The organism is Burkholderia sp. RS01 (assembly GCF_039748055.1).
GTDB lineage: Bacteria > Actinomycetota > Actinomycetes > Actinomycetales > Micrococcaceae > Arthrobacter.
Map to the genome: position 1 here is coordinate 55,806 of NZ_JBDLAK010000001.1, position 14,792 is coordinate 70,597.

Annotated in this window: 14 protein-coding genes; all 14 read left to right on the plus strand. The window is 66.2% G+C overall.

Going from position 1 to position 14,792, the window contains the following annotated elements; all coding sequences use genetic code 11:
- Positions 1–99: 99 nt before the first annotated feature.
- The 14 genes from ABFP37_RS00300 (at position 100) to ABFP37_RS00365 (ending at position 14,789) form a co-directional block, all read left to right on the plus strand.
- On the plus strand, positions 100–1,206 hold the full coding sequence (locus tag ABFP37_RS00300) for a BMP family ABC transporter substrate-binding protein (RefSeq protein WP_347032405.1): 1,107 nt from the start codon (positions 100–102) through the stop codon (positions 1,204–1,206).
- A gap of 167 nt (positions 1,207–1,373) precedes the next feature.
- The gene (locus tag ABFP37_RS00305; protein ID WP_347032406.1) at positions 1,374–2,969 is read left to right on the plus strand and encodes an ABC transporter ATP-binding protein; all 1,596 of its coding nucleotides are present in this window, start codon (positions 1,374–1,376) and stop codon (positions 2,967–2,969) included.
- A complete protein-coding gene (locus ABFP37_RS00310; protein ID WP_347032407.1) occupies positions 2,962–4,407 on the plus strand; it encodes an ABC transporter permease in 1,446 nt (481 codons plus the stop codon). The genes ABFP37_RS00305 and ABFP37_RS00310 overlap by 8 nt, the downstream gene beginning before the upstream one ends.
- A complete protein-coding gene (locus ABFP37_RS00315) occupies positions 4,404–5,726 on the plus strand; it encodes an ABC transporter permease (protein ID WP_347032408.1) in 1,323 nt (440 codons plus the stop codon). Before ABFP37_RS00310 ends, ABFP37_RS00315 begins: the two co-directional genes overlap by 4 nt.
- Before the next feature lie 5 nt (positions 5,727–5,731).
- Complete coding sequence (locus tag ABFP37_RS00320; RefSeq protein ID WP_078030149.1) at positions 5,732–6,142, plus strand: cytidine deaminase; 411 nt, start codon at positions 5,732–5,734, stop codon at positions 6,140–6,142.
- Positions 6,139–7,452: a thymidine phosphorylase gene (locus ABFP37_RS00325; protein ID WP_078030148.1), complete on the plus strand. Its 1,314-nt coding sequence runs from the start codon at positions 6,139–6,141 to the stop codon at positions 7,450–7,452. Before ABFP37_RS00320 ends, ABFP37_RS00325 begins: the two co-directional genes overlap by 4 nt.
- Positions 7,453–7,456: 4 nt before the next feature.
- Positions 7,457–8,074: a DedA family protein gene (locus ABFP37_RS00330; protein ID WP_078030147.1), complete on the plus strand. Its 618-nt coding sequence runs from the start codon at positions 7,457–7,459 to the stop codon at positions 8,072–8,074.
- A gap of 104 nt (positions 8,075–8,178) precedes the next feature.
- The gene (locus ABFP37_RS00335; protein WP_347032409.1) at positions 8,179–8,928 is read left to right on the plus strand and encodes a DedA family protein; all 750 of its coding nucleotides are present in this window, start codon (positions 8,179–8,181) and stop codon (positions 8,926–8,928) included.
- Between the two features lie 57 nt (positions 8,929–8,985).
- Complete coding sequence (locus ABFP37_RS00340; protein ID WP_078030145.1) at positions 8,986–10,137, plus strand: adenosine deaminase; 1,152 nt, start codon at positions 8,986–8,988, stop codon at positions 10,135–10,137.
- Positions 10,130–10,819: a MazG nucleotide pyrophosphohydrolase domain-containing protein gene (locus tag ABFP37_RS00345; protein WP_347032410.1), complete on the plus strand. Its 690-nt coding sequence runs from the start codon at positions 10,130–10,132 to the stop codon at positions 10,817–10,819. The genes ABFP37_RS00340 and ABFP37_RS00345 overlap by 8 nt, the downstream gene beginning before the upstream one ends.
- A 122-nt stretch (positions 10,820–10,941) precedes the next feature.
- Positions 10,942–12,222: a phosphopyruvate hydratase gene (gene eno / locus ABFP37_RS00350; RefSeq protein ID WP_347032411.1), complete on the plus strand. Its 1,281-nt coding sequence runs from the start codon at positions 10,942–10,944 to the stop codon at positions 12,220–12,222.
- A gap of 147 nt (positions 12,223–12,369) precedes the next feature.
- Positions 12,370–13,065 carry a septum formation initiator family protein gene (locus tag ABFP37_RS00355; protein WP_347032412.1) on the plus strand — a complete coding sequence of 232 codons (696 nt, stop codon included), beginning with the start codon at positions 12,370–12,372 and terminating at the stop codon, positions 13,063–13,065.
- A 69-nt stretch (positions 13,066–13,134) separates the two neighbouring features.
- Positions 13,135–13,845, plus strand: a complete 711-nt coding sequence (locus ABFP37_RS00360) for a DUF501 domain-containing protein (protein ID WP_078030142.1) — start codon at positions 13,135–13,137, stop codon at positions 13,843–13,845.
- Positions 13,842–14,789: a Ppx/GppA phosphatase family protein gene (locus ABFP37_RS00365; protein WP_078030141.1), complete on the plus strand. Its 948-nt coding sequence runs from the start codon at positions 13,842–13,844 to the stop codon at positions 14,787–14,789. Before ABFP37_RS00360 ends, ABFP37_RS00365 begins: the two co-directional genes overlap by 4 nt.
- Positions 14,790–14,792 lie beyond the last annotated feature (3 nt).

Here is a 14,792-nt window from a genome sequence, read left to right on the forward strand (position 1 = left end):
GAAACCATCAGTGAAAACAGAGTTTCAGTGTGGAGCATTAGAAACGGACACTCATTGAATCTCCGTCGTGGCGCCTATCTCTTTCTTCCTGGAGGAATTTTGAAGAACTCACTGCGTGCAAACGCCAAGCGCGGTTCACTCGCCGGCATGGCTTCCGTTGGCGCGGCGGCCCTGCTGCTGACCGGCTGCGGCCCGGCACCCCAAGCAGGCAGTCCGACCGCCACCGCCAGCGACTACACCGGCTGCATCGTGTCCGACTCCGGCGGATTCGACGACCAGTCGTTCAACCAGTCGTCCTACGAGGGCCTGAAGAAGTCTGAGAAGGACCTTGGCATCAAGGTCAACCAGGTCGAGTCCAAGACCAACAACGACTTTGAACCGAACCTTCGGGCCATGGTGTCCGCGGGCTGCAACCTCACCGTGACGGTCGGTTTCCTCCTTGGTGACGCCACGAAGAAGCAGGCCGAGTCCAACCCCAACAGCCACTTCGCCATCATTGACTTCGGCTACGCCAAGCCGATTGCCAACGTCAAGCCCATCATCTACGACACGGCACAGGCCGCCTTCATGGCCGGCTACCTGGCAGCGGCTTCAACGAAGACCGGCACGGTGGCAACCTTCGGCGGCATCAAGATCCCGACGGTCACCATCTTCATGGACGGCTACGCGGACGGCGTGAAGTACTACAACGAGAAGAAGGGCAAGAACGTCAAGCTCCTCGGCTGGGACAAGGCCAAGCAGGACGGCAGCTTCACCGGCGACTTCGAAAAGCAGGACAAGGGCAAGCAGCTGACCCAGAATTTCCTGGACCAGGGTGCTGACGTGGTCATGCCCGTTGCCGGCCCGGTCGGCAAGGGCGCCGGTGCGGCACTCAAGGAAGCCAAGGCCGCAGGCAAGGACGTCAAGCTCATCTGGGTGGACTCCGACGGCTTCCTCACCGCGCCTGACTACAAGGAGATCATGCTGTCCTCGGTCATGAAGCAGATGGGCTCCGCCGTTGAAACGGTCGTCAAGGAAGACAAGGACGGCAAGTTCACCAACGAGCCGTACATCGGCACGCTCGCCAATGAAGGCGTCCAGCTGGCCCCCTTCCACGACCTCGATTCGGCTGTCCCGGCCGACGTTAAGTCGGAGCTGGACCAGATCAAGAAGGACATCGTCGACGGCAAGCTGAAGGTTGAGTCCGCGGCCAGCCCCAAGGCCTAACTTCCTCCGCTAAGCGCCACCGCCCGGATGGTCATTGACTGCACGGGAGGTGGCGCTTTCCGTTGGGCGCCAACGGCTCACGCCATGACTGCAGGCACTAGGCTGGTGCTGCAGCCACATATCCCGTCCGGCCAGCAGTTCCGGACGCAACGAGATTGGTCAGAGTTTTGAAACTTGAACTCAAAGGGATCACCAAAAGCTTCGGCTCCCTGCTCGCCAATGATCACATAGACGTGGTTGTTGAACCCGGACAGATCCATTGTCTGCTGGGCGAGAACGGGGCCGGCAAGTCCACCCTGATGAATGTTCTTTACGGGCTCTATGAGCCCACCGACGGCGAAATCCTCGTCGACGACGAACCGGTAAACTTCCGCGGACCCGGTGACGCCATGGCAGCCGGGATCGGCATGGTGCACCAGCACTTCATGCTGGTGCCCGTGTTCACCGTGGCGGAAAACGTGGCGCTCGGCGCCGAATCCACCAAAGCGGGCGGCTTCCTGAACCTGGACGACACCCGCCGCAAGATCCAGGAGATCTCGGACCGCTACGGGTTCGACGTCGATCCCGACGCCCTCGTGGAAGACCTCCCGGTCGGTGTCCAGCAGCGTGTTGAAATCATCAAGGCGCTCGTCCGCGACGCCAAGGTGCTGATCCTGGACGAGCCCACCGCGGTGCTGACACCGCAGGAGACCGATGAGCTGCTGGACATCATGCGCCAGCTCAAAAGCGGAGGCACGTCCATCGTGTTCATCTCCCACAAACTGCGGGAGGTGAAGGCCGTCTCGGACATCATCACAGTCATCCGGCGCGGCAAGGTGGTGGGGAGTGCCGATCCCGGCGCCTCAACCACCGAGCTGGCCTCGATGATGGTGGGCCGCGCGGTGAGTCTCACCCTGGACAAGGCACCGGCGCAGCCGCAGGAAACCACGTTCGAGGTCAAGGACCTTACCGTCATTGCGCCGAACGGCCACCACACCGTGGACGGCATCAGCTTCAGCATTGCCCGCGGCGAGATCCTCGCCGTCGCAGGCGTCCAGGGTAACGGCCAGACGGAACTCACCGAGGCGATCCTCGGTTTGCAGGAGCGCGTCAGCGGCTCCATCCTGCTCGACGGAAAGGAACTCCTGGGCCGCAGCGTCAAGGAGGTCCTGCACGCCGGCGTCGGCTTCGTGCCGGAGGACCGCAAGGTGGACGGGCTGGTGGGGACGTTCTCCGTGGCCGAAAACCTGGTGCTTGACCTCTACGACAAAGCTCCCTTCGCCAAAGGCATCAGCATGAGCCCGGCCAGGGTCTTGGAGAACGCCAACTCCCGGATCGGCGAATTCGACGTCCGGACGCCGTCGGCCGCGTCTGCCGCCGGAACCCTCTCCGGCGGCAACCAGCAGAAGGTGGTGATGGCGCGGGAGCTCTCGCGGCCGCTGCGGCTGTTCATCGCCTCGCAGCCCACCCGCGGCGTGGACGTCGGCTCCATCGAATTCCTGCACCGCCGCATCGTGGCGGAGCGGGACACGGGCACGCCGGTCATGATCGTCTCCACGGAACTGGACGAGGTCATGGAACTCGCCGACCGCATTGCCGTGCTCTACAAGGGCAAGCTCGTGGGCATCGTGCCTGCCGGTACCGGCCGTGACGTCCTCGGCCTCATGATGGCAGGGCTGTCACCCGACGAGGCGCACGCGGACCCCGTCCACCATAGCCCTGTTCTCCACAGCGAGCAGGCAGCGACGTCCCCCTCCCACGCCGAAGGAGGCGACCATGACTGACCAGAACGAGCCGCAGCACCCCGGCGGCACGCCCGTAGGCCCCCAGGCTGACAACCACCAGGCTGACACCCACGACGCCGGCACACACCACGCCGATAAGCATCACACTGACAAGCACCACGTTCCCACGCCCGCGGACGAGGAGACTGCCGCGGTGGTGTCCCTGGACACGGCCGGCGGAGCCATGGGACCCTCCGCGGTTCCGGCCACGGCCCAGAGCGGCAAGATCCCCGGCGGCCCGGACACCCTGGCCCGCCGGATTTTCACCGGCAGCGGCCTGGTGTCCGTCCTGGCCGTGCTGCTCGCCCTGATTCTCGGCGGACTCCTGATCGCGCTCACGGACAAGCAGGTGGGTGCCACGGCAACGTACCTGCTGGCCCGCCCCGCCGATTTCTTTTCCGCGGTCTGGGATGCCGCCACCCGCTCCTACGTGGCGCTCTTCCAAGGCTCCGTGTTCAATCCCCGCGGCGCCGGCATCGGCGGGCAGTTCGCCCCGCTCATGGAAACGCTGACCATCGCCACGCCCCTCATCACCGCAGGCCTCGGCGTCGCCCTGGCCTTCCGGGCCGGGCTGTTCAATATCGGCGCCCAGGGCCAGATCATCATGGCCGGCATCCTGGCAGCGTGGGCTGGTTTTGCCCTGCACCTGCCCCTGGGCCTGCACCTGCTGCTGGTCCTTGTGGCCGGGATCGTCGGCGGCGCCATCTGGGGCGGCCTGGTGGGTTACCTCAAGGCCCGGACCGGAGCCCACGAGGTCATCCTCACGATCATGTTCAACTACATTGCGCTGTACCTGCTCAGGTATCTCCTGAATACGCCGGCCTTCCAGCGGCCGGGCGAGTCCAACCCGATCTCACCCATCCTGGACCCCAACGCCGTCTACCCGCAGATCCTTGGCACGCAGTACCGGCTCCACCTCGGATTCCTGCTGGCCATTGCCGCCACCGTCTTCGTATGGTGGCTCCTCAACCGCTCCACCGTGGGTTTTGAGTTCCGGGCCGTCGGCGCCAACCCCAAGGCAGCGCAGACCGCGGGCATCAACGTCTCCCGGTCAACCGTTCTGGTCATGGCCCTCGCCGGCGCCCTCGCAGGCCTTTCCGGCGTGGCCCAGGTGGCCGGCACGGAGAAGGTCCTCACCGACGGCGTCGCCGCCACCTACGGTTTTGACGCCATCACCGTTGCCCTGCTGGGACGCTCGACGCCGTGGGGGACCTTCGCTGCCGGGCTCCTGTTTGGCGCCTTCCGCGCCGGAGCCGTGCAGATGCAGATCCAGACCGGAACCCCGATCGACATCGTGCTCGTCGTCCAGTCGCTGATCGTGCTCTTCATCGCGGCTCCGCCGCTGGTGCGGGCCGTCTTCGGGCTCAACCCGCGGCGCAAGAAGCGGACACCCGCAGGCAGGTCCAAGACGGCAGCAACCACCGGAGGTGCAGCATGAGCACAACATCAACGTCGCCCCTTCCGGGAAAGCCGGGAACCCCGCAGCCGGCTGAAGAGCGCCAGCAGGCCACCTCAGCGAAGCCCGTCACGTGGAAGGTTCCCGTCCTTCTGTCCGTCCTGGGCATCCTGGCATTCATCTTCTTCGGCCTCATGGGGCCCAACCAGACGGCAGGCTTCGGGCTGTCCTCCAGCGGGGACCTCTTCCAGCTGCCCGCCGTCGAAGTGCCGGCCTTCCTGGGCGGCATCGTCCTCTCGGTCCTGATGCTCGGCCTGGCCGGGTACGCCGTGTACCTCAAGACGAAGGACCAGCCCGCGCCGCGCTGGCTCCCGGTCACCTTCACCGTGCTGTTCGTGGCCGCCTTCCTGATCTGGGTGGTGGGTGGTGCCCGCACTCCCAGCATCTCCCTCGCAGGCCTCATCGCAGGCTCGGTGACCCTCGCGGTCCCGCTGGTCTTCGGATCCCTTTCCGGCGTGCTGTGCGAGCGGGTGGGCGTCGTGAACATCGCCATTGAGGGCCAGCTGCTGGGCGGAGCCTTCACCGCGGCATTGGTCGCATCCATGACCAGGAGCCCCTTCCTCGGGCTGCTGGCCGCGGCCGTGGCGGGCGCCGCCGTTTCCATGGTGCTGGCGCTGTTCAGCATCAAGTACCTCGTCAACCAGATCATCGTCGGCGTGGTCCTGAACGTGCTGGTCTCCGGCCTGACGGGCTTCCTGTTCAACACGGTGATGCAGGCGGACAAGGCCACGTTCAACTCGCCGGGCCGGTTGCCCATCATCGACATCCCGGTGCTGTCCAGCATCCCGGTACTAGGTCCCATCCTCTTCAAACAGTCCGTGGTGGGCTACCTCATGTACATCGCCGTCATCGTGGTGTGGGTCGGGCTGTTCAAGACGAAGTGGGGCCTCCGTGTCCGGGCTGTCGGCGAGCACCCGCAGGCCGCGGACACCATGGGCATCAAGGTGAACTCCACCCGGTTCTGGAACGTCACCCTGGGCGGCGCCATTGCCGGCATCGGCGGATCGTTCTTCACGCTGGTGGCGATCGACAGCTTCACGGAGGAGATTTCCGGCGGACGCGGCTTCATCGCCCTGGCGGCGCTCATCTTTGGACGCTGGAACCCCATCGGCGCCTTTTTCGCCTCCCTGCTGTTCGGCTTCGCGGACAACCTGCAGAGCATCGTGACCATCATCGGCACGCCGGTTCCCAGCCAGTTCATGGCCATGCTGCCGTACCTCGTAACCGTCCTGGCCGTGGCCGGCCTGGTCGGCAGGTCACGTCCGCCGGCGGCCAGCGGCATCCCCTACGTCAAGGGCTGACGGCCGTGGACAGTGAAACGTCCGACGTCGATTGGCCGGCTCTGGAGGCCGCCGCCGTCGGCGCCATGAAGAATGCTTACGCCCCCTATTCGAAGTTCCCGGTGGGGGCGGCGGCCTTCACCACTGACGGCCGGATCGTGAGCGGCTGCAACGTCGAGAACGCCAGCTACGGGCTGACCCTGTGCGCGGAGTGTGCGCTCGTGGGCAACCTGCAGATGACCGGCGGCGGGCTGCTGCGGGCCTTTTACTGCGTGGACGGCGGCGGCAACGTTCTGATGCCCTGCGGACGCTGCCGCCAACTGCTGTACGAATTCCGGGCTCCGGGCATGGAGCTCATGACCACTCAGGGAATCAAGACCATGGACCAGGTGCTGCCCGACGCATTTGGCCCCCAACATCTGGAGGAAACCCGGTGACCCAGAAGACCGAGGCGTTTGACGCCGTCGACATCATCCGTACGAAGCGCGACAAGGGCGTCCTGAGCCCCGAACAGATCGACTGGACGATCGACGCCTACACGCGCGGCGTCATCGCCGACGAACAGATGGCGGCGCTGAACATGGCCATCCTGCTCAACGGGATGGACCGGTCGGAGATCTCCCGCTGGACCGCTGCCATGATTGCCTCGGGCGAGCGGATGGACTTCTCCGCCCTCCGGCGGCCCGACGGCGGCGTCAAGGCCACGAGCGACAAGCACTCCACGGGCGGCGTGGGGGACAAGATCACGCTCCCGCTGGCGCCCCTCGTGGCCGTCTTCGGCGTGGCGGTTCCGCAGCTATCCGGACGCGGGCTGGGCCACACCGGCGGCACGCTCGACAAGTTGGAGTCCATCCCGGGCTGGCGGGCCGCACTGAGCAACGACGAGATGATGGCCCAGCTCCAGGACGTCGGCGCCGTGATCTGCGCTGCCGGTGCCGGCCTTGCCCCGGCGGACAAGAAGCTCTATTCGCTCCGCGACGTCACGGGAACCGTCGAGGCCATTCCGCTGATCGCGTCGTCGATCATGAGCAAGAAAATAGCCGAGGGCACGGGCTCGCTTGTGCTCGACGTGAAGGTGGGCAGCGGCGCGTTCATGAAGGACGAGGCACGGGCGCGGGAGCTGGCCGAGACCATGGTGGCCCTCGGCAAGGACGCCGGCGTGAACACGGTGGCGCTGCTGACCAACATGAACACGCCCCTGGGACTGACCGCGGGGAACGCCATCGAGGTGGAGGAATCCGTCGAGGTCCTGGCCGGCGGCGGCCCGGAGGACGTCGTCGAACTGACCGTCCGGCTCGCGGAGGAGATGCTGGCGTGCGCCGGAATCCGCGACGCCGACCCCGCCGCAGCCCTCAAGGACGGCCGGGCCATGGACGTCTGGAACCGGATGATCGGGGCGCAGGGAGGAGACCCGAGGGCGAAGCTGCCCGTCGCCAGGGAAACTGAGACTATTTACGCCCCGGCCGACGGCGTCCTCGTGGAACTTGATGCGATGGCAGTCGGCGTGGCCGCCTGGCGGCTGGGGGCAGGCCGTGCCCGCAAGGAGGACGCGGTGCAGGCAGGCGCCGGAGTCCGCATGCACGCCAAGCCCGGCGCCGCCGTGCGCGCCGGCGAGCCGCTCATGACCCTGCTGACGGACACCCCCGAGAAGTTCGCCCGGGCGAAGGAGGCACTTGACAACGCCGTCACCATCGCGCCGGAAGGCTCGCGCCCGGCACAGCAGCTGATCATTGACCGTATAGCCTGAACCCGTGCAGGCCATCAACGACTTCATCCTTGCTGCCGCCGGGCAGCCCTGGGTCCTGCTCCTTGTCCTGGCCTGCTGCGTCATTGACGGCTTTTTTCCGCCCATTCCCAGCGAATCCGTCGTGGTGGGGCTTGCTGCCGTCGCATCGACGGCGCATGTCCCCAACCCGTGGCTCCTCATCGCCGTCGCGGCCCTGGGGGCGTTCACGGGGGACAACACCGCCTACCTGATCGGCCGCGGCGTCGGCACCACACGCTGGCGCTGGATGCGGGGGCCGCGCATGCAGCGGGCGTTCCGGTGGGCCGGGCGCGAACTGCGGAAGCGTCCGGCGTCACTGATCCTCGTGGCCCGGTTTGTTCCGATCGGCCGGGTAGCCGTCAACCTGACCGCCGGCGCCACGCATTACTCGCGGCCACGGTTCATCGGGATGACCGTGCTGTCCGCCAGTCTGTGGGCCACGTACTCCGTGGCGATCGGACTGTTTTTCGGGCAGTGGTTCGAGCACAACCACCTGCTCGGCGCCGCCATCGCCATAGCCTGCGCCATCGTCCTGGGGATACTGGTGGACATGGCGTTGGCGAAGTTGCGGGGGCGGTTGCCGGATCCGTCCAGTGAGGGGTAATTTCCCGAGCAGGGCGTAGCGGACTATGCTGCGGCCATGGGACACTAAAGAGCGATTTGCGTCACTAATTGTTTTGGTCATTTTCCGCTAGGAGCAACACCCGCGTGGAGTTTATTAATGAGGCCGTGCTCCATGCAGCGGGTCAGTGGTGGATTTACCCTGTATTGCTCGTGTTCTTTTTCGTGGACGGCTTTGCAATGGTCGTTCCCAGCGAGACGCTCATTGTTGCGCTGTCGGCCTTCTCGCGGAACAGCGGCAATCCTAACCTTTGGGTTCTCGGGCTGACGGCGCTCGTAGGCGCCATGGCCGGCGATAACATGGCCTACCTCCTGGGACGGAAGATCGGCTTGGACCGCTGGAAGTGGATGCGCCGGCCGAAAGTTCAGAAGGCCTTCGGCTGGGCACGCTACGAACTCGAAAAGCGCGGGGCCGTGCTCATCTTCACGGCACGCTACATCCCCTGGGGACGCGTGGCGGTCAACTACGTCGCCGGCACCACTGGATTCCCACACCGCCGGTTCTTCGTGCTGGACGCCTTCGCCTGCCTCACGTGGGTAGGGTATTCCATCGGTATCGGGATCGTGGCCAGTTCGTTTTCGTTGCTGCACGACTATCCGCTTCTCGGTGCGGGCATTGCCGTTGTCTTCGCCATCATCCTGGGAATCTTCATCGACCACATGCTCCGCTGGTGGCACAAGAGGCTCGGACGCAACGACGCCGTCACGGCACCGGAAACCCGGACGGAGGAGCCCGAAAGGGGCGCTGAAAGCACCGTTGACGGAACAGGCGATGCCGGCCGCATGGCCCGCGCCGTGCCTGTCGCGGCTGCGGCCGACGCCGAATCCGGGCGCTAAACCGGGGACGCGGGAAGGCCGTTGGCATTGCAGGCGGTCCAACCCTAGAGTTGGTACGTGACTGAGCCAATCGTTGACGCTGCCCCTGCCCTAGACTTCGACCTGAAGAGCCTTCCCAAGGTTTCCCTTCACGACCACCTGGACGGGGGACTCCGCCCGGCCACCATCATTGAGCTGGCCGAGGCCGCTGGCCACACGCTCCCCTCGACCGACCCCACTGCGCTCGGCGTGTGGTTCCGCGAGTCCGCGGATTCCGGCTCCCTGGTCCGCTACCTCGAGACTTTCGACCACACTGTCGCCGTGATGCAGACCAAGGAAAGCCTGGCCCGGGTGGCCAAGGAATTCGTGGAGGACCTCGCGGACGACGGCGTGGTGTACGGCGAGGTCCGCTGGGCGCCGGAGCAGCACCTGCAGCAGGGCCTGACCCTGGACGAAGCCGTCGAGGCCGTCCAGGAAGGCCTGGAAGCCGGGGTAGACGCTGTTGCCGAGACCGGACGTGAGATCCAGGTGGGACAGCTGATCACCGCCATGCGCCACGCCGACCGCGGCCAGGAAATCGCCGAACTCGCCGTCCGCCATCGTGACAAGGGCGCCGTCGGCTTCGACATTGCCGGAGCCGAAGATGGCTTCCTTCCCTCGCGTTTCCGTGAGGCATTCACGTTCCTGGCTGAGAACAACTTCCCCGCCACGGTCCATGCGGGCGAGGCAGCTGGCCTCGAGAGTATCCAGTCGGCGCTTGTGGACGGCCGGGCGCTCCGCCTTGGCCACGGCGTCCGCATTGCCGAGGACATCATGGTGGAGTTCGAGGACGAAGACGCCGATGACGATGACGAAACCGATGACAACATCGGCCTCGTGACGCTGGGCAACCTCTCCAGCTGGGTCCGCGACCGCGGCATCGCCCTGGAAATCTGCCCGTCCTCCAACCTTCAGACAGGCGCCATCGCGGGCTTCGGCGAAGGCATCGAAAGCCACCCGCTCGACATGCTCTACCAGCTCGGCTTCAACGTCACCATCAACACGGACAACCGCCTCATGAGCGGCGTGACGCTCACCGACGAGTTCGAGCTGCTCGTGGAGACGTTCGACTATGACCTCGACGACCTGCTGGAACTCACGCTCAACGCCGCTGAGGCCTCCTTCCTGCCGCTGGAGGAAAGGGAAGCACTGGTGGAGTACATCAACGACGCCTACGCCAACCTTGGCTGAAACCCCGTCCGAGGCGCCCGCCGAAGGGCCGGTGGGGGAGCTTCTCGACGTGATCGCCGCCCTCCGCGAGCATTGCCCGTGGATGGCGGCGCTCACCCACGGGTCGCTCGTGGAGTACCTCCTCGAGGAGGCCTATGAGGTGGCCGAGACCATCGAAACGGGCGCCGATGAAGCGGAACTCCAAGGCGAACTGGGTGATGTGCTGCTCCAGGTGGTGCTGCACGCCCGGCTTGCCGAGGAGCGCGGCACCTTCGCTTTCGGCGACGTCGTCCGCGGCATTACCGCCAAGATGATCCGCCGCAACCCCCATGTCTTCCGGCCGGACGGCTCCCTGCAGGATAGTTTCCCCGCCACCGTGGAGGAGATTGTGCTGAAATGGGACGCGGTCAAGAAAGCCGAACGGCCCGAACGGCTCAACCATTTTGAGGGCATCCCGGGTGCGTTGCCTGCGCTTGCCCGGGCGCAGAAGACCCTCGATCGGGCACAAAGGGCAGGCCGGGCACCGAACGTTGGGCTTGCCCATCCGCTCGTTGAGCTTGCCGAAACCTGCGACACCGAGAACCAGCTAGGCGAGCTGCTGCTCGCCATCGTCGGCTCCGCCCGTAGCAGGGGATTCGACGCCGAACGCGCCCTCCGCGGGGCCGTGCGGCGGTACCAAAACACGGAATCACCGGGATCATGACGTCCGGGTGATGGATAGGTTTCCGTAACGTGCACCACTCTCGACTACGCTAGTCCCTGACGAGGACGTCGAGATTTTCCGCTAGTTTCCCAGTAAATCGCTTCACCATAAGGAGCATATTCATGGCGCTTATCGATGCCATCCACGCCCGCGAGATCCTCGATTCCCGTGGCAACCCGACCGTCGAAGTTGAAGTTCTGCTGTCCGACGGCCAGATCGGCCGGGCAGCAGTTCCCTCCGGCGCTTCCACCGGCGAACACGAGGCCGTTGAACTCCGCGACGGCGACAAAGGCCGCTACCTCGGCAAGGGCGTCCAGAAGGCCGTTGACGCCGTCATCGATCAGATCGCCCCGGCGCTGACCGGTTTCGACGCTACCGACCAGCGCAGCATCGACCAGGCCATGATCGACCTGGACGGCACCCCCAACAAGGGCAAGCTCGGCGCCAACGCCATCCTGGGGGTTTCCCTCGCCGTGGCCAACGCCGCCGCCGCCTCCGCGGACCTGCCGCTGTACAAGTACCTCGGCGGCCCCAACGCGCACGTCCTGCCCGTTCCGCTGATGAACATCCTCAACGGCGGCTCGCACGCCGACTCCGACGTGGACATCCAGGAATTCATGATCGTCCCGATCGGCGCCGAGACCTTCTCCGAGGGCCTGCGCTGGGGCGTTGAGGTCTACCACAACCTCAAGTCCGTCCTGCAGGCCAAGGGCCTCTCCACCGGCCTCGGCGACGAGGGCGGCTTCGCGCCGAACCTGCCGTCCAACCGTGCCGCCCTGGACCTGATCCAGGAAGCCATCAAGAACGCCGGCTACACCCCGGGCAAGGACATCGCCCTGGCCCTGGACGTCGCCTCCTCCGAGTTCTTCACCGACGGTGCCTACCAGTTCGAGGGCAAGGCCCTGACGGCTACCGAGATGAGCGCCTACTACGCCGAGCTCGTGGCCGACTACCCGCTGGTTTCCATCGAGGACCCGCTGGACGAGAACGACTGGGAAGGCTGGAAGACCCTCACCGACACGATCGGCGACAAGGTCCAGCTGGTGGGCGATGACCTCTTCGTCACCAACCCTGCCATCCTGCAGCGCGGCATCGACACCAAGACCGCCAACTCCCTCCTCGTCAAGGTCAACCAGATCGGCTCCCTGACCGAGACCCTGGACGCCGTCTCCCTCGCCCAGCGCGCGGGTTACACCACCATCACCTCGCACCGCTCCGGCGAAACCGAGGACACCACCATTGCTGACATCTCCGTTGCCACCAACGCGGGACAGATCAAGACCGGTGCCCCCGCACGCTCCGAGCGCGTTGCCAAGTACAACCAGCTGCTGCGCATCGAAGAAGAACTCGACGACGCCGCACGCTACGCCGGCCGCAGCGCCTTCCCGCGTTTCAAGGGCTAGTTAGCCGCGAAAACCCGTAACCGGTGGCTATGGTTGAAAGACCATAGCCACCGGTTCTCGTTTAAGGTGGCTGCCCGTCCAGGCCACAGACAAGCGCCACACGTTCACAGGAGTGTCATGGCTACCCGCCGTCCCAAAGTTCCCCGGGTGACCCCAGCAGCACCGCAGTCCCACCCCGGCTCCGCCGGGGGCGACGTCATCCAGGCGGACTTCGGCGGCCACCGTCCGGGAGACACGCACCGCGCGGCGGACGCTGCGCACGGCCGGGGGGAAGCCGCCCGGGAAAGGGACTCGAGCGCGACATCTGCCGGGCCAGCGAACGCCAAGGGTGCAGCAAAGAGTACCCCCGTCAGCACCGGGCCGGCCAAGGAACGGGTGAAGGGAACCGCCGGGAACGGTCGCGTGAAGTCCGCATCCGCCGGGACTGCAGCGGCCGACGAATCCCTCGACCCGGTCCCTGCAAAGGCCTTCTCCGGGCGCATGCTGGCGCTGGCCGTCGTCATGATTGCCATCACCATCATGCTGGCGCCCACCGTAAAGATCTTCATTGACAAGCGCGCCGAAATTGCGGCGCTGGAAGCGGATATCGCGGCCAGCAAGGCGGACCAGGACAACCTCAAACGGCAGGTCTCGCGCTGGCAGGATCCGAACTACGTCAAACAACAGGCCCGGGACCGCATTAACATGGTTATGCCGGGAGAGACCGGCTACTGGGTGTTCGGCAGCGATCTGCCGGCCGGCGCGTCAGGCAGCCAGCCCGGTGCAGCAGCAGCACAAGACCCCGCCGACCTGCCGTGGGTGGATTCCCTGTGGGAGTCCATCAGGCGCTCGGCAACAGACTAGGAGCGGCGCCCGCCGCGGGACTGCCTCAAAGGAGGCGGCCAGAACCGGGCAGGAAGGACGGCCGCGCCAGTGGACGAGAACACGGCAACCGCGCCGGAGGAATCCAGCCAGCCATCGGCACACGACCTTGATGTGCTCAGCCGCCAGCTCGGGAGGCCCGTCCGCGACGTCGTTGAGATCCCGGCGCGCTGCGTCTGCGGCAACCCCCTCGTGGCCGCCACGGCTCCGCGCCTGAGTAACGGGACCCCGTTCCCCACCACCTTCTACCTGACGCACCCCGTCATCACGTCCGCCGTGTCCCGGCTGGAAGCTGCGGGCCTCATGAACGAGATGAATGACCGGCTGACCGCGGACGAGCCGCTGGCAGCCGCCTACCGGGCTGCCCACGAGGCGTACCTGGCGGCACGCGCTGCGATCGGTGCCCGCTCCGGCATCGCTGAGGTCCCCGAAATCGACGGCGTCTCGGCCGGAGGAATGCCCACCCGCGTCAAGTGCCTCCACGTCCTCGTGGGGCACTCGCTCGCGGCCGGTCACGGCGTCAACCCCCTCGGCGACGAGGCCATCGCCGCCATCGCCGAGTGGTGGACGGCCGACCGCTGCTACTGTGACGGCGCGTGGGACACCGACGGCGAAGCGCCGTCCCGGGACCTCAGCCGCCACGGGCCCCAGGGCCTCCCCGCCATCGTCGGGCGGCCTGCGCCGGTCAGGAAGGCCGCGGCCCAGGAGGCCGCAGGCCACGAGTCCGCAGGCCATGAGACCGCCACGGAGGCAGGAAAATGACCACCGTTGCCGCCATCGACTGCGGCACCAACTCCATCCGCCTGCTGATCGCCGACGTGGACCGCAGCAACGGGACCACGAAACTCACCGACCTCGTGCGGGACATGCGTGTGGTGCGGCTGGGCCAGGGCGTGGATGCCACCGGCGAGCTGGCGCCCGAGGCGCTGGAGCGCACGTTTGCGGCCACCGCGGAGTATGCAGAGCTGATCCGCCAGTACAGTGCCGAGAGAGTCCGCTTCGTGGCAACCTCCGCCAGCCGGGACGCCCGCAACCGCCAGGTATTCGTGGACGGCATCCGCAGCCTCCTGGGCGTCGAACCCGAAGTGATCTCCGGTGACGAGGAAGCAGCCCTGTCCTTTGCCGGGGCCAGCAGCGTCCTGCCAATCGCGGGCGATGACCGCGTGCTGGTGGTGGACCTGGGCGGCGGCAGCACGGAGTTCGTGCTGGGCGATGCCGGGGGAGTGCTGGCCGCCAGGTCCGTGGACATCGGCTGCGTCAGGCTCACCGAACGCCATCTCAAGGGAGATCCGCCCACTGCCGAGCAGGTCGCCGCAGCGGAAGCCGACGTCGACGCCGCCATCACCGAAGCGGGGCTGGACGTTCCGCTGGAACGCAGCACCGCCGTCGTCGGGGTTGCCGGTTCCATCACCACCATCACCGCGCATGCGCTGAAGCTTCCGGGGTACCTGCCGGCAGCCATTCACGGAGCCGAACTGTCCATCGGCACCATCCAGGCGGCAGCGACGGACCTGCTGGAGATGACCAGGGCGCAGCGCGCGGAACTGCCCTACATGCACCCGGGCAGGGTAGACGTGATCGGCGCCGGCGCCCTGGTCTGGCGGCGGATCCTCACCAGGATGGGTGAGCTGAGCGGCGGCCGCATCATTACGGCCACCGCCAGCGAGCACGATATTCTTGACGGAATTGCCCTGAGTGTCAGCTAGTCA